Genomic DNA, 20,482 nt, shown 5'->3' with positions numbered 1-20,482 from the left:
TAGACATTAGATAATAATAGGCTAATACATTAAAATATTATTAATATTATTAGTTACTTAAATGATGTATAGTGTAGATGTGATACATAATACGGTGAGGAATGTGAGTATGGAAAATAATTTAATGGAGAGATGGTTAGATTATACCAATCAACATAATAAGCTAGAAAAAAAATTAGAAAATACACTAAAAAGAAAAGTGAATTTATCATTAAATGAATATTATGTTTTATATTATTTGGGAAAGACACCTAGCTACTGTATTAAATTGATTGATATAAGTAAATATTTTAATTTAAGTCAAAGTGCGATGTCTAGAATGATGGTTAGAATGGAAAGTGAAGATTATGGTATGATAGAAAGAACGACGTGTCTAGATGACAAACGTGGTATATATATCCATCTAACAAAAAAAGGAAAAAATATGTTGATTGAAGCTGAGAGATATATAGAAATTATCCTAAATGAACGTTTATGATTAAGTCATTATGCTTGCTCATAGACTTTTTTTATTATAACATACTATCCATAAAATGCGTGCGCATGCATTTATATAAAAATTCCCTAAAAGGTGAGGATCATGTTGAAGAATTTTACTGATAGTGTAACATTTAAGCGAGGATTAACATTAAAAAATAGATTGTTTATGGCCCCAATGACAACTAAGATGTCTTTTTACGATGGCGTTATTACAACGGATGAAGCAAATTATTATGGGTTGCGCTCAGGTGGTGTGGGAGCAGTAATCACAGCTGCGGCTAACGTTCAAGAAGATGGTAAAGGTTGGGAAGGCGAGTTGGGAGTTTATGACGATAGACAGATTCCTGGTTTGAGTAGCCTTGCAAGTAGTATTAAAAAAAATGGCACTAAAGCTATTCTACAAATTTTTCATGCTGGAAGAATGACAGATTCTCAGATTTTGCGTGGTACTCAACCAATTTCAGCCAGTAGTATAGCCGCAGAAAGACCAGATGCGGAAATACCACGTGAAATGACTGAAAGTGATATTTTACATTTAATCGATAGCTTCAAGAAAGCGACAATTCGTGCGATCAAGGCAGGATTTGATGGAGTTGAAATACATGGAGCAAATACTTATGTTATTCAACAATTTTTCTCACCACATTCTAATCGACGAAAAGATGAATGGGGTGGCACATTAGAAAAAAGATACCATTTTATTGATACTATTGTCGATGAAATAATTGATACAGTTGATCAATCAGAGGTAGAAAATTTTATTATTGGGTATCGATTCTCACCAGAGGAGTTTGAAAATCCTGGTATTAAATTTGAAGATACGTTGTTCTTAATCGATAAATTATCTAATAAAGGATTGGATTATCTTCATATTTCTTTAAATGATTATAATCGTAAATCTGTTTCTCCTTCTTATCAGGATAAATCGATGCTTGAATATGTTTATCAAAAAATAAATAATAGAGTCCCTTTAATTGGAATAGGTGATGTGAGAACTTCAAAAGATGTCAAAAATGTTCTAGAGAATGCTGATTTTGTAGCAGTTGGTCGTTCTATGATTATTGATCCTCATTGGGCACAAAAAATATTGGATAATAGAGAACCTCTTATTAGAACGTCTTTATCTATGTATGACAGAGAAGAATTGTTTATTCAAGATGGGTTGACTGAATTTCTTGAATTTATGATGCCTGAAAGATTAAAAGAATGATGAGATGACTCATCATTCTTTTTTTATAATAGGATTTAGTTATTTTTTGATAAAAAATAGACCTAACAGGATTTTGTGTTTTTTGTCGTACGTTTCACATTGGAGTGCCTTTTGTTTCTCCAATAAATCTTAAACACCTGTTAGGTCTTATTTTGTTAATAAGGAAGATTTCAAATTCCCACGCCTTTCTATATTGTTTAAACTTCTAATTCACTTACATGTGTTTCTGTTTACATGTCAATCAGATACAAATCTTTTAAATATTACCTTTCTTATAAAGCTGATAAAATTTAAATATCTTGTTAACTAATTGTGGGAATTGTAGTTCCTTATGAGTTCATATTAACTCATTTCTAAATAAAATGCAAGCGATTACATTTTTAAAATACGTATTTGCTTAAGTTATATTTTATATAAAGAAACAGAAAAACAAAAGCCATTTTTAGCTTCTGTTTTCTTCGCAGATATTTTTGTTCGATAAATAATTGTTAGGAAGGCTTAGTTAAATTGACGACACCCAACTAGGGTGGGATGAGGGTCAAAATCTTCAGATAGTGCTGGTACGTTTGTCACTATTTCTGTAGCATTGTGACCTATAATATGTGCAACAACAATGGCAATGGCAATAACTATTATCATAATCATCCACCTCCTAAAATTAAAAATAGCCCTAACCAAATAAAGAGGTTAGGACTTAAAAGAACGAACATATTTTAAGTAATATGTTGAGCTTTAGCACTATACAACGTAAAGAAAAATCTTAGCTATCTTATGAAAAGCCTTCACGACAATTCCTGTTCTACCCATTGGTGTCTCTCGACGTTTTTGGGCAATAGCCTGTGTTTGCATAGGAGCCTCACCTAACAAAATTCATTTATCGTGTTTTATTTTAACAGAATATAACGAATTGTCAATCATTAACTTGTTTTGTGAGTAGAAAAATAGTGATAGGGATGGTGATGGCAATACTAATACCACTAAAAATAATCGCCACCCACTCTGTCACAATTAATTTACTATTCACTAGCTGTGTCAGACTATATTTTAAATCAAATACCCAAATCAATAAGGCAAATTGGCTACCAATCGCTGCAAAAATTAATGTATTAATCGTTGGCCCTAAGACATCTTTTCCAACAGTTAGACCGGATTTTTTCCATTCAGATAATGACAAATCAGGTAATTTCTCTTTGATTTCTATCATAGAAGATGTAATCGAAATAGCGATATCATTAATCGCTGCAACGACGGTCATCAATAATACAGCGACACTTAAATCAACGAAAGATACTCCAATATGTAAGGAATACATATCCATCTCCATTAGGCCTTCAAGAGGAATTCCTTGAAGATGTAACGTTGAGGTAACAAAAAGTATCGGTAGGACCATTAAAAAGATGACAAAAGTACTGCTAATAAAAGCAGATTTAGTTGAGTCATTGTACCCATTGATATTAAATAAATTATTTGCGCTAATTAAAATCGACGTTAAAATCGTTAAAAAAATTGGTGAAAATCCTATATTAATACACAAAATCATGACAAATAACATCGCTAAATTAATAGCTAGTGTGATAAGAGTAAGGACACCTTTACGTTGTTGAAAATACCATAATAAAAAAATCAGAACCATAAATAATACTAAGTTAACGCTCATACTGATTCCCCCTTGTTAGAAAGATACTGGCGATGTAACTGGTGATGGGAATAGTCAAGACGATCCCAATGCTACCAATTAACGCACGTGTCATTTCAAGAGAGAGAGAGATAGGAAACGTATAGTTAAACGACATATCGTTTCTTAAAAAAATCAAAATTAAAGGAATCGATCCACTCAAATAAGAAAAAAACATGGTATTAATCATTGGCCCAATGACCTCAGAACCAACTTGAATCCCTGATTGATACAATGATTGAGGTGTTAATTGTTTATGCCTTTGAGAGATTTCATTCATGGCAGTGCTTAATGTAATCGAAATGTCCATGGAAGCACCCATTGTCCCAATTAATAAACTTGAGATAAATAAGACATGTTGTGGTCTAGTTATTAACTCCATCTCCTCATATCGTAGTCCTTTATGCTTTAGTAAAGTAATGATACTGACACCAAGAACAAAGGTAATAAGGGTGCTACATAAAGTTGTAAGTATAGAAATTTTTGTTTTTTGGTTCCAGCCATTTGAGACAATTAATGTACTGGCGACAATAATCGGGAAAAATAATAAAGAAAGCCAAATGAGTGATTGACTCGAGACATGTTCATACAGAACCAAAAGTAAGTAAAATAGTCCCGTATTGATAAGTAATCCAATCAATGATGCTACACCACTTTTTCGCCCAATTACAATCAGTAGTAAAACAAATCCTAACATCAATATTGCTAGTCCAGTATCACGTTTACTGTCAATGATAGTTGCTTGTGAAAAATCGTTGTCTTTAATAGACAAAAAGACTAAATCACCTGTTTTATACTCTTGATCTTTGATTCGTGATTGGCTAAATTTATTTAAAATAGTTAGCTCTTTTCCTTTATTTTTTGTAGATAAAAGAGTTAGATGGATTTGTTGGGTAGAGATAATATCTTTGTTTTGATGTTCATCAATGGTGTCGTTTTTTTCTACTATTTTAACTTTAGTTATTTTACCAAGTGGTTCTTGGTAGTGGTCGTATTGAAATGTTTGGAAAATCCACCAAGCATTTAATAATAAAATGACCACAGAAAGAACTTTCCAACTATATTTTTTCAACAAGAGAAACCTCCTCATACTTTAGGATTGATAACAGTATAGTTATATTATCCTGATTTTTTATGAGAAGGCTAATGATATCTATTCAAGATAACAGTTTTAATCTTTTTTTAATAAAGACGATTAAAGCAGTTATAAGCGAAATAATAATAGCGTATTTGAAAAAAGTTACCCAAAAAACAAGATTAGGAGCTAAAATAATCCACACCATCCAAAGCACAAAAATAATAGCTAATTGTTGTTTTAAATTTAGTTTTCTGATTAGTAACCATCTTAAAAAATCATCATCATAAGACTTGGTATCTCTGTATTGTTCATATAATTTCATAGATTATTCCTCCTATATAAAAACTTTAACTATTTTCAAAAAATGATGGTTAATAAAAAAGAAATGTGTTACTATTTATAATATATTAAATAAAATTGTATCATAAAAACAAATAGATTAAAAAGACCTAAAAATAAAAAAATCAAAAAAACTGTTGACAGTTTTACAAGATAAGTCTATATTTACTTTAATAATATTTTAATCAAATTCCAATTAAAGGGGAACATTATCATGAGAGAGAGCAAGAATAATTTAGTCATTATTTTATTACAGGTTAGGAACTAGGACACGTTGGGTGAAAAAACATCTACAGGTCGAGTTCCTATTTGTTGTAAGATAATGGGATTCTTGCCTTAAAGCATTCCATTGAGTGTCATACTTAAATGGAATGCTTTTTCTTTTATTTTTAGAGGAGGAAATTATAATGAGAAGTGACAAAATCAAAAAAGGTGTCGACGCAGCACCAGCAAGAAGTTTGTTGTATGCAACAGGACAAGTGAAAAATGCCAAAGACATGAACAAACCATTTATTGCTATTTGTAATTCATACATTGATATTGTACCAGGACATGTGCATTTAAGAGAATTAGCAGATATCGCAAAAGAAGCGATTCGTGAAGCTGGCGGCATTCCATTTGAGTTTAATACAATTGGCGTTGACGATGGGATTGCGATGGGACATATTGGCATGCGTTACTCTCTACCTAGTCGTGAAATCATTGCGGATGCAGCTGAAACGGTGATCAATGCCCATTGGTTTGATGGGGTATTTTATATTCCAAACTGTGACAAAATCACACCAGGCATGTTAATGGCAGCTGTAAGAACAAATGTACCAAGCATCTTTTGTTCAGGGGGGCCAATGAAAGCAGGGATTGATCCAACCGGTAAGGCTGCAACCTTATCATCTATGTTTGAAGCAGTTGGAGCATTTAAAGAAGGTGGCATGACAAAAGAAGAATTCTTATTCATGGAACAAAATGCTTGCCCAACATGTGGCTCTTGTGCAGGAATGTTTACAGCAAATTCAATGAATTGTTTAATGGAAGTTTTAGGAATGGCTGTACCTTATAATGGAACAGCGTTGGCAGTCTCTGATGAGCGTCGTGAATTAATAAAACAATCAGCCGTTCATTTAATGGACCTTGTAGAAAAACAAATAAAGCCACGAGATATTATTACAAAAGAAGCAATTGATGATGCGTTTGCCTTAGATATGGCAATGGGCGGCTCAACTAATACGGTGTTGCATACATTAGCTATTGCCAATGAAGCAGAAATTGAGTATGACTTATCTGATGTTAATGAGATTGCTAAACGTGTGCCTTATTTATCAAAAATTGCGCCATCATCTTCTTATTCAATGCATGATGTACATGAAGCAGGTGGCGTGCCAGCTATCATGAATGAATTAACTAGTATCGAAGGAGCCATTCATCCAGATCGTATCACAGTTACTGGAAAAACAATTAGAGAAAACGTTCAAAATGCTTTGATTAACAATGAAGAAGTGATTCGACCAAAAGAGAATGCATACAGTCCTGTTGGTGGCTTATCAATTCTTTATGGAAATATTGCACCAGAAGGTTGTGTCATTAAAGTTGGAGGGGTTGATCCGTCTATTTCAGTATTTAAAGGAAAAGCGATTTGCTTTGACTCACATGATGAAGCTGTTGCCGCGATTGATAATCATACAGTACAAAAAGGACATGTTGTGGTGATTCGTTATGAAGGACCAAAAGGTGGCCCAGGAATGCCAGAGATGCTAGCACCAACATCAAGTATTGTTGGACGCGGATTAGGAAAAGATGTTGCTTTAATTACTGATGGACGTTTTTCTGGTGCGACACGTGGAATTGCAGTAGGACATATTTCACCAGAAGCAGCTGAAGGTGGACCAATTGGATTGGTTGAAGATGGCGATGAAATTGAAATTGATTTAGTGAATCGTACAATCAATTTAGCTGTATCTTATGATGAATTAGATGAGAGAAAAGCGAAGAAAAAACCATTTAAAGCAAAAGTAACAAAAGGATATCTAGCACGATATACAGCTTTAGTAACCTCAGCACATACAGGGGCTATTATGAGAATACCAGATAATTTGATGGGTGAGTAAGGGGGCAAGTCATATGAATAAAAAAGGAACAGAGCTATTCATTGATTCCTTATTGGATGAAGATGTTGAGATGATATTTGGTTATCCAGGTGGAGCGGTTTTGCCACTTTACGATAGCTTGTATGACAAAAAAATTCCGCATATTTTGACGCGACATGAACAAGGAGCGGTACATGCAGCAGAAGGATATGCTAAAGCCAGTGGCAAACCAGGAGTTGTTTTAGTAACAAGCGGCCCTGGAGCCACTAATGTGATTACGGGAATAGCCGATGCGATGAGTGATTCGGTACCATTAATTGTCTTTACAGGTCAAGTAGCCAGTAGTGGTATCGGGAAAGATGCTTTTCAAGAAGCCGATATTTTAGGATTAACTATTCCTATCACGAAATATAACTATCAAGTGAGAAAAGTAGAAGACTTACCTAAAGTGATTAAAGAAGCTTTTCACATTGCGACAACAGGAAGAAAAGGACCAGTGGTGATCGATTTACCAAAAGATATCACGTTAGATGAAACACCGGTCAAAAAAATAGCCGATGTGCATATACCAAGCTATCAACCAAATTATATGCCACATCCTAATCAAATAAAGAAAGTCGTGACTGCGATAAATCAAGCAAGTAAACCAGTTTTCTTAATTGGTGCGGGCATTCATCACAGTGATGGGACGACCGAATTTAGAGAATTATTAGAAAATTCAAAAATTCCAGTTGTATCGACTCTCCTTGGCTTAGGAATTGTACCAACAGATAATGATTTATTTTTAGGCATGGGTGGTATGCATGGTTCCTATGCAGCCAATCAAGCATTGATGGAAGCAGATTTGTTAATCAATATCGGATCTCGCTTTGATGATCGATTAGCTAGTTGCCCAGAAAGTTTAGCAAAAGACAAAACCATTATTCATATGGATATTGATCCAGCTGAAATTGGGAAAATTATTCCAACAGATATTCCGATTGTAGGGGATGCCAAAGAAGTCATTCGATTATTAAATAAAGAAACATTTAATACAGAAAACTATGATGATTGGCGTGACACAGTTAAAAATTATCAAACAGAAGCACCATTTACTTATGAAGAAACTGTGGAAGAAATCAAACCACAACGAGCGATTGAACTTATTGGGAAAATTACTAATGGGGAAGCAATCGTCGCCACAGATGTTGGTCAACATCAAATGTGGGCAGCCCAATTTTATCCATTTAAATATCAAAATCAACTGATTACTAGTGGTGGTTTAGGCACGATGGGATACGGTATTCCAGCTGGTGTTGGCGCACAATTAGCCAAACCAGATAAACAAGTGGTGATTATTGTTGGCGATGGTGGCTTTCAAATGACCAACCAAGAGCTAGCTATCATAGAGCAGTATCATCTTGCACCGAAAGTCATTTTGATAAACAACCATTCACTTGGTATGGTTCGTCAGTGGCAAGAGAGTTTCTTTAACGAAAGACGTTCTGAATCGGTATTTGATAATCAACCAGATTTTCAAAAAATGGCAGAAGCGTATCATTTAAAATCTGTCAGACTAGATAATGCTGAAACGTTGGAAGAAGAGTTGATTCAAGCGTTTAAAGAAAAAGAGCCAATGGTAATTGAAATTAATTGCTCACCAACAGAGCACGTGTTGCCAATGGTGCCACCAGGAAAACCTAATAATGAAATGATTGGGGTGGTGAAAAGATGAGACGAATAATTTCAGCGAAAGTTAGAAACACATCAGGTGTATTAAATCGTATTTCAGGAGTACTCACCAGACGTCAGTTTAATATTGAAAGTATTTCTGTAGGTGTCACAGAAAACCCTGATGTGTCAAGAATTACCATAGTTGTAAGTGTTGACTTGGATTTTCAAATGGAGCAATTGATTAAACAACTAAATAAACAAATTGATGTCATAAAAGTCATCGATATGAGTGCAGACTCTCATTTAGAGAGAGAACTGGCACTGATAAAAGTTGCAACAACTAGTATCAATCGACAAGAAATTATGTCGATGATTGAGCCATTCAGAGCAAGTGTCATTGATGTGAGTAGTCAATCTATTATCATCCAAATAGCTGGAAGCAGTGAAAAAATTGATGCATTAGTAGATGTATTAAAAGTATACGGGATTCAAGAGCTTGCAAGAACCGGAATTACAGGGTTACTTAGAAGTTCTATAAAATAATAAAATTTATCGGAGGAATTAATTATGGCAAAAGTATATTATGAAGATTCAGTTCAAGGAGATCAGTTAGAAGGAAAAAAAATCGCAATCATCGGTTATGGTTCACAAGGTCATGCCCACTCACAAAACTTACGTGACACAGGTTATGATGTGATTATTGGTATCCGTGAAGGGAAATCAGCAGATGCTGCAAGAGAAGCTGGCTTTGATGTATTCCCAGTAAGTGAAGCAGTAAAAAAAGCTGACGTTATTATGATTTTAGCACCAGACGAAATCCAAGGAGATTTATACAAAAATGAAATTGCTCCATACTTAGAAGCAGGAAATGCCTTAGCGTTTGGGCATGGATTCAATATTCACTTTGATGTAATCCAACCACCAGCTGATGTGGATGTATTCTTGGTTGCACCAAAAGGACCAGGACATTTAGTTCGTCGTACATTTGAAGAAGGATTTGCTGTGCCATCATTATTTGCGGTACAACAAGATGCAACAGGAAACGCTCGTGACATCGCTCTAGCTTACACTAAAGGAATTGGCGCGACACGTGTTGGGGTTTTAGAAACAACATTTAAAGAAGAAACAGAAACGGATTTATTTGGTGAACAAGCCGTATTATGTGGTGGAACAACTGCATTAGTTCAAGCAGGATTCGAAACATTAGTAGAAGCTGGATACCAACCAGAAATTGCTTACTTTGAAGTATTACATGAATTAAAATTAATCGTTGATTTAATGTATGAAGGTGGTATGGAAAAAATGCGTGATTCAATTTCTAATACTGCTGAATATGGAGATTATGTTTCTGGACCACGTGTTGTAACAGCTGAAACAAAAGCACGCATGAAAGATGTATTAACTGATATTCAAGATGGAACTTTTGCTAAAGGATTTATCGAAGATAACAAAAATGGATTTGAAAAATTCTATGGATTAAGAAAAGAACAACAAGGACACCAAATCGAAGCAGTTGGTAAAGAATTGCGAGACATGATGCCATTTGTTAATAACAAATAGGAGGCGTTTCTATGGGGACGTTGGTGACAAGTGAACAAGTTGAAAAAGCCAATCATATATTGGAGCCGGTGGTAACTAAAACACTACTCCAATACGATGATTACTTATCAAAAAAATACGATGCTGATGTATATTTAAAACGTGAAGACTTACAAATAGTTCGGTCGTTTAAATTACGCGGAGCATATTATGCTATCAGTCAATTATCAAAAGAAAAGTTGGCTAAAGGGGTGGTGTGTGCCAGTGCTGGAAATCATGCACAAGGAGTTGCCTATACATGTTTTAAAATGGGAGTTCCTGCTACGATTTTTATGCCAGTGACGACACCAAAACAAAAAGTTAACCAAGTAGAAGCATTTGGTGGAGATCAAGTGACAATCAAACTTGCTGGAGATACGTTTGATCAATCGAAAGATATGGCCATTCATTATGGTGAAGAACATGGATTAACGTTTATCAACCCATTTGACGATGAAAACATTATTGCAGGACAGGGAACTGTGGCTCTTGAAATTGTTGACCAATTAAATAAAAAAGAAGCGTCACCTGCTGATTACGTCTTTACCCCTATTGGTGGTGGAGGATTAATCAGTGGCATCAGTGCCTATTTCAAAGATAAAAGTCCAACAACAAAAATTATTGGAGTCGAGCCGGTTGGAGCAGCCTCTATGTCATTGTCATTAAAGGAGAAAAAAGTGACACCCTTATCTCATCTAGATAAGTTTGTTGATGGGGCAGCTGTGCAAGAAGTAGGAGCAATGACTTTTTTACACAGTCAAGAATTGGTAGATGACGTGTGTGAAGTACCTATTGGAAAAGTATGTAGCACGATTTTAGAGCTTTATACGAAACAAGCCATCGTTGTTGAGCCAGCAGGAGCCTTATCAGTAACGGCATTAGATGATTATAAAGATGATATCAAAGGTAAAACCGTTGTGTGTATTATCAGTGGTGGAAATAATGATATTCAGCGTATGCCTGAAATTGAAGAACGTTCACTGATTTATGAAGGATTAAAACATTACTTTGTGGTTAATTTCCCGCAAAGAGCAGGGGCGTTAAAAGAGTTTGTATCAGACGTTTTAGGTCCACACGATGATATCACTAAATTTGAGTATACGAAAAAAATTAATCGAGGAAGTGGCCCAGTTGTGATTGGTATTTTACTCCAAGATCATGCTGACTACGCTTCGTTAATTGAGCGACTCACAATTTTTGATCCAAATTATATTAATCTACAAGAAAATGAATCATTGTATACATTACTAGTCTAAAGGAGAGAGTGTTATGACAAAGTCAACGACAAGCATTTATCGATTATTATTAATGCAGGGCCCAGTGTAGATAGTACACTATGGGTCCTATTCGACTTTGTCTGACATGGGATTCTTGACTGAAAGACTTCTCATGTTTCTACGTGAGGAGTCTTTTTAATTTGTTAAAGGGGAGATAATGATGAAAACTATTCAATTTTTTGATACATCACTAAGAGATGGTGAACAAACACCAGGTGTTAATTTTAATACAGCTGAAAAAGTAAGAATCGCTAAACAATTAGAAAGTTATGGGATTGATGCATTAGAAGCAGGATTTCCAATCACATCACCAGGAGATTTCGAAGCTGTTTCAGAAATTGCCAAAGCTGTGGATAAGATGACTGTTGTTGGATTAGCTCGTTGTCGTAAAAAAGACATTGATGCTGCATATGAGGCATTAAAACACGCGAATCATCCACAAATCCATGTTTTTTTAGCGACAAGTGAGATTCATATGAAATACAAACTCCATATGAGTGAAGAAGAAGTACTAGCTTCGATTAAAGAGCACGTCGCGTACGCTAAATCACTGTTTGAAAACGTACAATTTTCTCCGGAAGATGCTACACGTACTGAAAAAGAGTTTTTAGTTAAAGCCATTCAAACAGCAGTTGATGCGGGTGCAACAATTATTAATGTTCCAGATACGGTCGGCTATTCAAATCCAACAGAGTATGGTGAATTATTTCAATATATTACCTCAAATTGTCAGAATATTGATAACGTGATTTTTTCTTGTCATTGTCATAATGATTTGGGGATGGCAACAGCAAATGCTTTAGCGGCCATTGAAAATGGTGCGGGACGAGTTGAGGGAACAATCAACGGGATTGGTGAGCGAGCGGGAAATACAGCGATTGAAGAAGTCGCACTAGCTCTTCATATTAGACAAGATTTTTATCAAGCAAAAACAAATATCATTTTAGAAAAAACGAAAATGACGAGTGACTTGATTAGCCGATTGTCAGGTATCCCAATTCATAAAACCAAACCGATTATTGGTGGCAATGCATTTGCTCATGAATCAGGCATTCATCAAGATGGGGTATTGAAACATCCTGATACCTATGAAATTATGACACCACAATTAATTGGACTAAAAACGAATCATTTGCCTCTTGGGAAATTATCAGGTAGCCATGCATTTGGTCAGAAATTAATTGAGTTAGGCTATACGAACTTAACTCCAGAGGAACAACAAATTTTATTTGATGAGTTTAAAGTATTGGCAGATAAAAAGAAGAACATTTTGGACAGAGACATTCATGCATTAGTTGCTGGTAATACTATTTCCACAAGTCAAAGTTTAGAATTAAAGAATTTACAATTGCAATTTACTTCAAATGGTCAACAAGCTGCTGTGATTGAAATTGAAACGGCTGAAAATGACCAATTATCAGATTCAGCAACAGGACTTGGAAGTATCCAAGCAATTTATAATACGATTAATCGAATCATGGATAAAGATGTTCAATTAGATACGTTTAGAATAGAGTCGCTAACAAGTGGAAAAGATGCGCAAGCAGAAGTTCATGTAGAAGTATCTGACCCTGAAACACAGGAATCCGTTCATGGAGTGGGCATTGATTTTGATATTTTAACAGCTTCAGCTAAAGCATATCTCAATGCATTTAGTAAACTAAGAGAAGGTGAGAAACGTGACTAAAATTACAGTATTAAAAGGTGATGGTATTGGTCCGGAAATTATGGATGCAGGACTAGATATTTTATCAGTGTTTAAAGAAAATGGCTTGTTTGATTATGAAGTATCTGAGGAATTAGTTGGTGGAGCTGCGATTGATGCAGTTGGGAAACCACTTCCTGAAAAAACAGTTGAAAGTTGTCAGTCATCAGATGCGATTTTACTAGGAGCTATTGGTGGACCAAAGTGGGACCATTGTAAAGAACGACCAGAAGCCGGACTTTTAGCACTTAGAAAACAATTATCGTTGTATGCTAATATTCGTCCAATTCAAGTTTCAGAAGAACTCGTTCATTTATCACCTATTAAAGAAGATAGAATTACTGGTACGGATTTTGTGATTGTTCGTGAGTTGACTGGAGGTATTTATTTTGGTGAACCACGCGAATTAAATGAAGAAAATGCGTTAGATACATGCATTTATACAAAAGAAGAGATTGAGCGTATCATGCGTGCAGCATTTGAATTAGCTCAAACAAGACGAAAAAAAGTCACATCGGTGGATAAATCAAATGTACTAGCAACAAGCAAATTATGGCGTCAAGTGGCAATTGAGGTGAGTAAAGATTATCCAGATGTGACACTAGAACATCAATTAGTGGATTCTTGTGCGATGGTGATGATTACTAAACCAAAAGAATTTGATGTTATCGTGACTGAAAATATGTTTGGCGATATTTTAAGTGATGAAGCTTCTGTGTTAACTGGAAGTTTAGGAGTATTAGCTAGTTCTAGTTTATCTAAAACAGGTATTCATTTATTTGAGCCAATTCATGGATCAGCACCAGATATTGCGGGTCAAAACGTGGCTAACCCATTATCGATGATTTATTCCGTGTCGATGATGTTACGAGATAGCTTTAAACAATATAAATTAGCTGACATGGTGGATGAAGCAGTTAGACAAGTGATGAAAAAAGATATTATGACAAAAGATTTAGGTGGAAGTTATTCAACAACTGATGTCACTCGACACATTCGTCAGGAATTAATGGAAATTATAGGAGGTTAAACATATGAAAACAACACTATTTGATAAAGTATGGAACAAGCATGTCGTTGCAGGAAACCCTGGTGAACCTCAATTATTATACATTGACCTTCACTTGATTCATGAAGTGACGTCACCTCAAGCCTTTGAAGGATTGAGACTTGCTAATCGTCCACTTAGACGTCCAGATTTAACATTTGGAACAATGGATCATAATGTTCCGACAAAAGACATTTACAATATTTCTGATTTAGTTGCGAAAAAACAAATTGAAGCACTTGAAAAAAATTGTGCAGAGTTTAATGTGTCATTATTCGGTAATGGACATGACAAACAAGGGATTGTTCACATGATTGGACCAGAAATTGGTGTGACACAACCTGGTAAAACCATTGTTTGTGGGGACTCTCATACAGCGACTCACGGAGCATTTGGTGCGATTGCGTTTGGTATTGGGACAAGTGAAGTAGAGCATGTATTTGCGACACAAACATTATGGCAAACAAAACCTAAAAATATGGGTGTTAAAATTACTGGTGATTTGCAAAAAGGTGTTTATGCCAAAGATATTATTTTGTATTTGATTTCAAAATACGGGGTAGACTTTGGTACTGGATACGCAGTGGAATATTATGGTTCAACGATTGAAGGATTAACAATGGAAGAACGTATGAGTATTTGTAACATGTCCATTGAAGGTGGTGCGAAAATGGGAATGGTCGCGCCTGATGATACAACATTGGACTATTTAAAGGGTCGTGAGTTTGCACCAAAAAATTGGGATCAAGCTGTTGAAGAATGGCGGACATTAAAAACAGATGATGATTCATGTTTTGACAGAATTATTGAAATTGATGCCAAAGACATTGCCCCTCAAGTAAGTTGGGGAACTAATCCAGGTATGTGTGTATCTGTTGACGAATCTTTCCCGGAAATCAAAGATGAAAATGACACAAGAGCCTACGATTATATGGACCTAAAACCAGGTGGCTATGCTAAAGATATCGAGCTTGGTTATGTGTTTATCGGCTCATGTACAAATGGTCGCTTGTCTGATTTGGAGGAAGCGGCAAAAATTGTCAAAGGTAAAAAAATTCATGATGGGATTACTGGGATTGTCGTTCCAGGCTCACGTCCAGTGAAAAAAGCAGCCGAAAAAATGGGTTTGGATAAAATATTTGAAGAAGCTGGATTTGAGTGGCGTGAACCGGGATGTTCTATGTGTTTGGGAATGAATCCTGACCAAGTTCCAACCGGTGTGCATTGTGCTTCAACATCTAACAGAAATTTTGAAGGACGACAAGGGAAAGGTGCGAGAACACATCTTTGCAGTCCAGCAATGGCGGCTATAGCTGCAATCAATGGTCATTTTGTTGATATTAGAGAGGAGATGGCATAATGGAAGCAATCAATCATTATGAAGGATATGTTGTGCCAATATTAAATGATAATATTGATACAGACCAAATTATTCCGAAAAACTTTTTAAAACGAATCGAAAAAACAGGTTTTGGTCAGTTTTTATTTGATGAATGGCGTTATTTAGATAATCGTGATGAAAACCCTGACTTTATTCTAAATAATGAAGAGTATAAAAATGCAACGATTTTATTAACTGGTGACAATTTTGGGTGTGGATCATCTCGTGAACACGCGGTATGGGCCTTAGATGATTACGGATTTCGTGTGATTATTGCGGGTGGATACAGTGATATTTTCTACATGAATTCTATTAACAATGGACTACTACCAATTATCTTACCAAAAGAAGAACGAGAAAAAATTGCAAAAGTAAAAGCAACTGATACAATTAAAATTGAGTTGGACAATCAATTAATCAAAGTAGAAGATGAATCGATTCACTTTGACATTGATAAAAAATGGCGTGATAAATTAATTAGCGGTTTAGATGAAATTGATGAAACAATGGCTTATAAAGATCAAATTTTGGCTTATGAAAAAGCACACGGTATTTAATGATTAGCGAGTAAGTGGAGACATTTACTCGCTTTTTTGGTGGGTAAAGGAGAAAAGAGATGGATGTACAACTTGAACAAGTGACAGAAAAGGATGAAAAGGTCATTACAGAGATATTGATTAGGTCTTTTGATTCAGACACACAATATTATTTTGGTGAAAACGCAGTAGGTGGCCCACCAGGATATGATGATGGATTATTAGCACGAAAAATCATTAAAGCAGAGAATTTAACTAGTTTTATGATTTGTCAGGACGAAAAAAAGATAGGGTGTATCAGTATAGATTTCTATAGAAGGGAAGTGGCCTATTTTTGTATCGTGTCAGAGTATCATCAACAAGGAATCGGTACATGTGTGTGGAAAATAATTGAGCAGATGTATGGATCAAATGAGTGGGTGGTTGAGACACCTGATTATTCTTTGAAAAATCACGCTTTTTATGAAAAATTAGGATTTGCAAAGATAGGTGAGACAGTTTATTCAGAAACAGCTAAATCATATGTTTTTGAAAAAATAGATAGAGCCAAACTGACGCGTGAAAAGGTAAAAAAGTTAGTTAAAGAACAACCTGATTTTATGAGGTTACTTAAAATAATTGATGATTTATCATTACAAGACGCTTGGATAGTCGCAGGTACTGTAAGAAATTATCTCTGGAATGTTTTATCAAAATCAAACGAGTTAGATGTTACGACGGATATTGATGTGGCTTTCTACGATAAGGATATTCCGTATGAAAAAAATCAAGAGATACAAGATGAATTAATGAAGAAACACCCAGACTTTAACTGGGAAGTGAAGAATCAAGTTTATATGCACATTCATAATTCAAATACATCAGTTTATAAGAGTAGTAGAGATGCAGTGTATCAGTATCCAGAAAAATGCACGTCTATTGCACTTCGAATTAACAAAGGAGAGATTGACGTATTTTGCCCATATGGATTAGAGGACATAGAGAATTTTGTTGTTTCTCCAACTCCATATACTATGAGTGATAAGGAAAGAATCAAATTATATAATAAACGACAAAAAACGAAAAAGTGGAATGAGAAATACCCGAGATTGAGTATTATTTTGGCAAAGATGGAGAAATAATGAGACAGTATCAAAAAAGAGTATATGAAAATAAAGTAAAGAATGGTTTTAACGTTACAAATGTTGAAACAGAATTTTTATTACTTTATGGCGAAGTTTCTGGAGCATTCAATACATTTAGAAAAAATGAAGATAAATGAGAATAGAGTATATAAATCAAATGGTACTAAATATCTAATAAAGGAGCCAAAAGAGTTAGATGGTTAATATTTATTCAGAATCAAATCAAGTTAAGAAAAAATTGGTTATAAAAGATATTTTAAACGATCTACCTGAATGGTTTGGAATGCCTGAAGCAATACAAGAATACGTTGATTTTGGTATGGAATATCCGTTATATGTCGCATCAAAAAATAGCGAGGTAGTTGGGTTTATCAGTTTAAAAGAAACGAGTTTGAAAACAGTCGAAATTTATTGTATGGGAGTAAAAAAAGAATACCATCATCAGGGGATAGGTCGAATGTTGATAGAGAAAATAAAAGAGGCTTGTTGTGAGCAATATGACTATTTACAAGTGAAGACTGTTGCAAAAGGACACTATCCTCAGTATGATGCGACTAGTAACTTTTATGAATCGGTGGGATTTTGTGAATTAGAAGTTTTTCCTACTCTCTGGGACGAATGGAACCCCTGTTTAGTACTGATTCAAAAAATATGACAGTTGTTATGTAATCTGAAAAATCTATGTTTTTTAATTTATTTAAAGTATAATATTAGGGAAGTATTTATTTCTAACGCTAGGTTTATGAAAGGAGTGGGTGATGAAAAAGTTTTGGAATGTTTTATGGATTATTATGTATGCATTGAGCTTACCATTACAAGTACAAGGTTTACTAAGAGAGGATAATATCTGGCTGAAGTTTGTGGTGTTGTTACTCACTTCGACGATTACAGCTGTTGCGTTAATACAATCAATGAAAAACATTAGGGATGAGTGATCATTTTTAATGTTTTTTATGTTCACTTGTTTGATAAAATAAATCAAAAATCATAGGGTTAAAAAGATAAGGAATAAAGTCTCCTGATTCTACTAGCTGATCAAACTCAGATTGAGTAACGAAGGCAACGTGTTGAACTTCTTCTTTTTGTAATTTAAGTTGTGACATGTCTATATCTTGTTGAACAAAAAAATAATGGTCCCATCCTTCTTCAAAAGAACAAACAAATCTTGAAGGTGTATCTGCTAAATTGATTGATATACCTAATTCTTCATGTAATTCTCGCTCAGCTCCTTTAAAAATAGGCTCATCTGCTAGGACTTGTCCACTTGCAGAAAAATCCCATAAGTTAGGGAATGAATTTTTGTTAGAAGAACGTTGTTGAATTAATAATTCATTTTGATGGTTGAATAATAATACCGTTACAACCATACGATACTCTCCTTTTTTTAAAGGGATACCTCTGACACCAGTTTTTTTAGTAGGTTGTTGTTGGGCATTATAGATAGTAAAAAGTTCTTCCAAGATATTTCCTCCTATAGTTAAACCACCAAATAGTATTCCATTCAGTGGTTAGTAATCTAAGATAATTTTTTTATATAATGAGCCAATGCACTAAGGTTTACTAATTCACCGATGACAATCAAAATGGACACAATCAATTTAGATTCATCCTTTAATAGTGAGAAAAGCAAAATAGCTAGTAAGATACTTAGTGTTATTAGACTGATAAGAGTAGCAAGTTGGAGCGTTTTTCGATTTGATTTTTTCATAATAGCAGTCAATAAAGTAGAATTATTAGTTAAAAAGAGTGAATCAAGAGAAATACCTAATAATTTTGCTAAGACAATTAAAGAATCCATATCAGGATACTCTTTATCATCTTCCCACTCAGCAATGGTATCTTTTTCAACACCCATTTGTTTCGCTAATTGTTCTTGCGTTAACTGTTTCTCAATACGTTTACTTGTAATAATATTTCCTAAATTCATGTAATCTCACTTTCTTTTTTTATGTTTTATATATAATGTAAAAACAATGTATTTGAAACATAGAACTCAATTTATCCACTAGTATGTATTATAATGTATTTTCAAAAAAAGTACTATATTAATGACTATGATTTACAAAATTAAGTAGGTAAACTAAAATGAACAATACTAGGATATATCATTTCGAAATAAAGAGGTAGACCATAAATGAAAGAGAAATTATTAACAAAAATTCCGTCAGAAAACGATGTGTATGCGGATGAAGAGATATATTGGTTAATGGATAATATCGGAAATACAGATGCTAGTATTCGTGATGATATCGTGTTTAATACTTTGGCAAAAGGAAATAGATAAGACTGGCTATTCAGAAATATATGGATGGGTACATGCTTTTGCTCATGGTGGGGATTATCTTAGTAAAGTAGTACAGCATTACTTATTTGAAGAATGTTTATTTAAAGAGGTCTTAGAGACAGTAAGTTATGTACTAGATAATATGGAAAAACCATTTTTAGATGAAGAGGAAAAACGTATAGCTCATGCTATCTTTGTAGGAATTAAACATCATAAAATATCAAATGAACTCATGATAAGTTGGATACATCAATTTAATTTTCCATTAGAAATAAATGCCGATTTTTACCGATTAGCAACATTTAAAAATATTTTAGCCTATATTTATTTTCATTGTTTAACAGAGGAATGTTTAACTAAAAATTTGGAACAAGTTCTTTTGGATTACTTAAAAGAGTATTAGTATTTATTTTAAGGAACGTAGACAATTGATTAACTTTTACTATAATTAGAAACAGCTGTATCAGTCAATCACAATATGACACTACCAAGGAGGTTTTTCATGAAAAAAATAATGATTATCGGCTCACCTGGTACCGGTAAAAGTACACTTGGTCGCCAATTAGAAGATAAATTATCAATTAAGCTATATCACTTAGATAAATTGTTTTGGAAACCTCATTGGGAGATGAGTACAAAGCATGAGCAACAAACTATTCTATCAGATATCGTGGAGAAAGATTCTTGGATTATTGATGGAAACTATAGTAGTACGTTAGACATCAGAATGAAACAGGCAGATACTATTATTTATTTGAAGAAAGCAAGATTAGTTTGTTTGTATCAAGTTTTGAAGCGAGTGATTAAATATCGTGGGACAACTAGACCTGATATGCAAGAGGATTGTCCTGAAAAAATAGATATAGAATTTATAAAATGGATATGGCACTTCCCTAAAAACCACGAGCCATTGATAGAAGAACAAATGAATCAGCTGAATAAATCACAAGTATTAGTCACACTAACTAGTAAAAAAGAAGTGAAACAGTTTTTAAAAAGAATGGAGTATGTACAAGAATAACCTACAGTGAAT

Annotated in this window: 24 protein-coding genes and 1 riboswitch; of the genes, 18 read left to right on the top strand and 6 right to left on the bottom strand. The window is 34.3% G+C overall.

Annotation, left to right across the window (positions count from 1 at the left end):
* Window positions 1–109: 109 nt before the first annotated feature.
* The gene (locus DW196_RS05480; protein WP_118250539.1) at window positions 110–478 is read left to right on the top strand and encodes a MarR family transcriptional regulator; all 369 of its coding nucleotides are present in this window, start codon (window positions 110–112) and stop codon (window positions 476–478) included.
* A gap of 105 nt (window positions 479–583) precedes the next feature.
* Entirely contained in the window at window positions 584–1,690 is a 1,107-nt protein-coding gene (locus DW196_RS05475; RefSeq protein ID WP_118250580.1) for an NADH-dependent flavin oxidoreductase, read from the top strand.
* 498 nt (window positions 1,691–2,188) lie between these two features.
* Here DW196_RS05475 and DW196_RS11360 read toward each other — a convergent pair whose 3' ends face one another.
* From DW196_RS11360 to DW196_RS05460, 4 genes are all read right to left on the bottom strand, one after another.
* A complete protein-coding gene (locus tag DW196_RS11360) occupies window positions 2,189–2,329 on the bottom strand; it encodes a hypothetical protein (RefSeq protein WP_158563532.1) in 141 nt (46 codons plus the stop codon).
* Window positions 2,330–2,404: 75 nt separating this feature from the next.
* Window positions 2,405–2,565: riboswitch (M-box (ykoK) riboswitch) on the bottom strand.
* A 35-nt stretch (window positions 2,566–2,600) separates the two neighbouring features.
* Window positions 2,601–3,347 (bottom strand): YibE/F family protein, encoded by a 747-nt coding sequence (locus tag DW196_RS05470; RefSeq protein WP_071457679.1) that lies wholly within the window; start codon window positions 3,345–3,347, stop codon window positions 2,601–2,603.
* On the bottom strand, window positions 3,337–4,440 hold the full coding sequence (locus DW196_RS05465; protein ID WP_158563531.1) for a YibE/F family protein: 1,104 nt from the start codon (window positions 4,438–4,440) through the stop codon (window positions 3,337–3,339). The genes DW196_RS05470 and DW196_RS05465 overlap by 11 nt, the downstream gene beginning before the upstream one ends.
* 82 nt (window positions 4,441–4,522) lie before the next feature.
* A complete protein-coding gene (locus DW196_RS05460; RefSeq protein ID WP_071457677.1) occupies window positions 4,523–4,765 on the bottom strand; it encodes a hypothetical protein in 243 nt (80 codons plus the stop codon).
* Between the two features lie 424 nt (window positions 4,766–5,189).
* Between DW196_RS05460 and ilvD the strand changes: the two genes are divergently transcribed.
* The 13 genes from ilvD (at window position 5,190) to DW196_RS11350 (ending at window position 18,100) form a co-directional block, all read left to right on the top strand.
* Entirely contained in the window at window positions 5,190–6,884 is a 1,695-nt protein-coding gene (gene ilvD, locus DW196_RS05455) for a dihydroxy-acid dehydratase (RefSeq protein ID WP_118250538.1), read from the top strand.
* A gap of 13 nt (window positions 6,885–6,897) precedes the next feature.
* Window positions 6,898–8,577, top strand: a complete 1,680-nt coding sequence (gene ilvB, locus DW196_RS05450) for a biosynthetic-type acetolactate synthase large subunit (protein ID WP_118250537.1) — start codon at window positions 6,898–6,900, stop codon at window positions 8,575–8,577.
* A complete protein-coding gene (gene ilvN / locus DW196_RS05445; protein WP_118250536.1) occupies window positions 8,574–9,059 on the top strand; it encodes an acetolactate synthase small subunit in 486 nt (161 codons plus the stop codon). The genes ilvB and ilvN overlap by 4 nt, the downstream gene beginning before the upstream one ends.
* Before the next feature lie 24 nt (window positions 9,060–9,083).
* On the top strand, window positions 9,084–10,076 hold the full coding sequence (ilvC, locus tag DW196_RS05440) for a ketol-acid reductoisomerase (protein WP_118250535.1): 993 nt from the start codon (window positions 9,084–9,086) through the stop codon (window positions 10,074–10,076).
* An 11-nt stretch (window positions 10,077–10,087) separates the two neighbouring features.
* On the top strand, window positions 10,088–11,350 hold the full coding sequence (ilvA, locus tag DW196_RS05435) for a threonine ammonia-lyase IlvA (protein WP_118250534.1): 1,263 nt from the start codon (window positions 10,088–10,090) through the stop codon (window positions 11,348–11,350).
* 181 nt (window positions 11,351–11,531) lie between these two features.
* Window positions 11,532–13,058 (top strand): 2-isopropylmalate synthase, encoded by a 1,527-nt coding sequence (locus tag DW196_RS05430; protein ID WP_118250533.1) that lies wholly within the window; start codon window positions 11,532–11,534, stop codon window positions 13,056–13,058.
* Window positions 13,051–14,106 carry a 3-isopropylmalate dehydrogenase gene (leuB, locus tag DW196_RS05425; protein WP_118250532.1) on the top strand — a complete coding sequence of 352 codons (1,056 nt, stop codon included), beginning with the start codon at window positions 13,051–13,053 and terminating at the stop codon, window positions 14,104–14,106. Before DW196_RS05430 ends, leuB begins: the two co-directional genes overlap by 8 nt.
* A 4-nt stretch (window positions 14,107–14,110) precedes the next feature.
* Window positions 14,111–15,484, top strand: coding sequence for a 3-isopropylmalate dehydratase large subunit (gene leuC / locus DW196_RS05420; RefSeq protein WP_118250531.1), 1,374 nt, complete (start codon window positions 14,111–14,113; stop codon window positions 15,482–15,484).
* A complete protein-coding gene (gene leuD, locus DW196_RS05415) occupies window positions 15,484–16,062 on the top strand; it encodes a 3-isopropylmalate dehydratase small subunit (protein ID WP_118250530.1) in 579 nt (192 codons plus the stop codon). The genes leuC and leuD overlap by 1 nt, the downstream gene beginning before the upstream one ends.
* A 59-nt stretch (window positions 16,063–16,121) precedes the next feature.
* Entirely contained in the window at window positions 16,122–17,162 is a 1,041-nt protein-coding gene (locus DW196_RS05410; RefSeq protein WP_118250529.1) for a nucleotidyltransferase family protein, read from the top strand.
* Window positions 17,162–17,302, top strand: a complete 141-nt coding sequence (locus DW196_RS11355) for a hypothetical protein (RefSeq protein WP_158563530.1) — start codon at window positions 17,162–17,164, stop codon at window positions 17,300–17,302. The genes DW196_RS05410 and DW196_RS11355 overlap by 1 nt, the downstream gene beginning before the upstream one ends.
* 59 nt (window positions 17,303–17,361) lie before the next feature.
* The gene (locus DW196_RS05405) at window positions 17,362–17,820 is read left to right on the top strand and encodes a GNAT family N-acetyltransferase (RefSeq protein ID WP_118250528.1); all 459 of its coding nucleotides are present in this window, start codon (window positions 17,362–17,364) and stop codon (window positions 17,818–17,820) included.
* A 103-nt stretch (window positions 17,821–17,923) separates the two neighbouring features.
* A complete protein-coding gene (locus DW196_RS11350; RefSeq protein ID WP_158563529.1) occupies window positions 17,924–18,100 on the top strand; it encodes a hypothetical protein in 177 nt (58 codons plus the stop codon).
* Between the two features lie 6 nt (window positions 18,101–18,106).
* Here the strand turns inward: DW196_RS11350 and DW196_RS05400 are convergent, their stop codons facing one another.
* The gene (locus DW196_RS05400) at window positions 18,107–18,625 is read right to left on the bottom strand and encodes an NUDIX domain-containing protein (RefSeq protein ID WP_118250527.1); all 519 of its coding nucleotides are present in this window, start codon (window positions 18,623–18,625) and stop codon (window positions 18,107–18,109) included.
* A gap of 56 nt (window positions 18,626–18,681) precedes the next feature.
* Window positions 18,682–19,092 carry a helix-turn-helix domain-containing protein gene (locus DW196_RS05395; protein WP_118250526.1) on the bottom strand — a complete coding sequence of 137 codons (411 nt, stop codon included), beginning with the start codon at window positions 19,090–19,092 and terminating at the stop codon, window positions 18,682–18,684.
* Window positions 19,093–19,299: 207 nt separating this feature from the next.
* Here DW196_RS05395 and DW196_RS11345 point away from each other — a divergent pair, with 207 nt between their 5' ends.
* From DW196_RS11345 to DW196_RS05385, 3 genes are all read left to right on the top strand, one after another.
* A complete protein-coding gene (locus tag DW196_RS11345; RefSeq protein ID WP_158563528.1) occupies window positions 19,300–19,449 on the top strand; it encodes a hypothetical protein in 150 nt (49 codons plus the stop codon).
* Window positions 19,409–19,852 (top strand): DUF2785 domain-containing protein, encoded by a 444-nt coding sequence (locus DW196_RS05390; protein ID WP_233541925.1) that lies wholly within the window; start codon window positions 19,409–19,411, stop codon window positions 19,850–19,852. Before DW196_RS11345 ends, DW196_RS05390 begins: the two co-directional genes overlap by 41 nt.
* 99 nt (window positions 19,853–19,951) lie before the next feature.
* Entirely contained in the window at window positions 19,952–20,470 is a 519-nt protein-coding gene (locus DW196_RS05385) for a DNA topology modulation protein (RefSeq protein WP_118250524.1), read from the top strand.
* Window positions 20,471–20,482 lie beyond the last annotated feature (12 nt).

The organism is Vagococcus sp. AM17-17 (assembly GCF_003471765.1).
Taxonomy (GTDB): Bacteria; Bacillota; Bacilli; order Lactobacillales; family Vagococcaceae; genus Vagococcus; species Vagococcus teuberi.
This window is presented reverse-complemented; position numbering and strand designations above follow the sequence as displayed.

What these genes read in the sequence shown, in the direction of transcription:
- ilvD (WP_118250538.1), top strand. Translation starts at nt 5,190, where the DNA reads ATGAGAAGTGACAAAATCAAAAAAGGTGTCGACGCAGCACCAGCAAGA.
- DW196_RS11350 (WP_158563529.1), top strand. Translation starts at nt 17,924, where the DNA reads ATGAAAAAGTTTTGGAATGTTTTATGGATTATTATGTATGCATTGAGC.
- DW196_RS05470 (WP_071457679.1), bottom strand. Translation starts at nt 3,347, where the DNA reads ATGAGCGTTAACTTAGTATTATTTATGGTTCTGATTTTTTTATTATGG.
- DW196_RS05410 (WP_118250529.1), top strand. Translation starts at nt 16,122, where the DNA reads ATGGATGTACAACTTGAACAAGTGACAGAAAAGGATGAAAAGGTCATT.
- DW196_RS05405 (WP_118250528.1), top strand. Translation starts at nt 17,362, where the DNA reads ATGGTTAATATTTATTCAGAATCAAATCAAGTTAAGAAAAAATTGGTT.
- ilvN (WP_118250536.1), top strand. Translation starts at nt 8,574, where the DNA reads ATGAGACGAATAATTTCAGCGAAAGTTAGAAACACATCAGGTGTATTA.
- DW196_RS05395 (WP_118250526.1), bottom strand. Translation starts at nt 19,092, where the DNA reads ATGAATTTAGGAAATATTATTACAAGTAAACGTATTGAGAAACAGTTA.
- DW196_RS11360 (WP_158563532.1), bottom strand. Translation starts at nt 2,329, where the DNA reads ATGATAATAGTTATTGCCATTGCCATTGTTGTTGCACATATTATAGGT.
- ilvA (WP_118250534.1), top strand. Translation starts at nt 10,088, where the DNA reads ATGGGGACGTTGGTGACAAGTGAACAAGTTGAAAAAGCCAATCATATA.
- DW196_RS05430 (WP_118250533.1), top strand. Translation starts at nt 11,532, where the DNA reads ATGAAAACTATTCAATTTTTTGATACATCACTAAGAGATGGTGAACAA.
- DW196_RS05385 (WP_118250524.1), top strand. Translation starts at nt 19,952, where the DNA reads ATGAAAAAAATAATGATTATCGGCTCACCTGGTACCGGTAAAAGTACA.
- DW196_RS05390 (WP_233541925.1), top strand. Translation starts at nt 19,409, where the DNA reads ATGATATCGTGTTTAATACTTTGGCAAAAGGAAATAGATAAGACTGGC.
- ilvB (WP_118250537.1), top strand. Translation starts at nt 6,898, where the DNA reads ATGAATAAAAAAGGAACAGAGCTATTCATTGATTCCTTATTGGATGAA.
- DW196_RS05480 (WP_118250539.1), top strand. Translation starts at nt 110, where the DNA reads ATGGAAAATAATTTAATGGAGAGATGGTTAGATTATACCAATCAACAT.
- DW196_RS11355 (WP_158563530.1), top strand. Translation starts at nt 17,162, where the DNA reads ATGAGACAGTATCAAAAAAGAGTATATGAAAATAAAGTAAAGAATGGT.
- leuC (WP_118250531.1), top strand. Translation starts at nt 14,111, where the DNA reads ATGAAAACAACACTATTTGATAAAGTATGGAACAAGCATGTCGTTGCA.
- ilvC (WP_118250535.1), top strand. Translation starts at nt 9,084, where the DNA reads ATGGCAAAAGTATATTATGAAGATTCAGTTCAAGGAGATCAGTTAGAA.
- DW196_RS05460 (WP_071457677.1), bottom strand. Translation starts at nt 4,765, where the DNA reads ATGAAATTATATGAACAATACAGAGATACCAAGTCTTATGATGATGAT.
- leuD (WP_118250530.1), top strand. Translation starts at nt 15,484, where the DNA reads ATGGAAGCAATCAATCATTATGAAGGATATGTTGTGCCAATATTAAAT.
- DW196_RS11345 (WP_158563528.1), top strand. Translation starts at nt 19,300, where the DNA reads ATGAAAGAGAAATTATTAACAAAAATTCCGTCAGAAAACGATGTGTAT.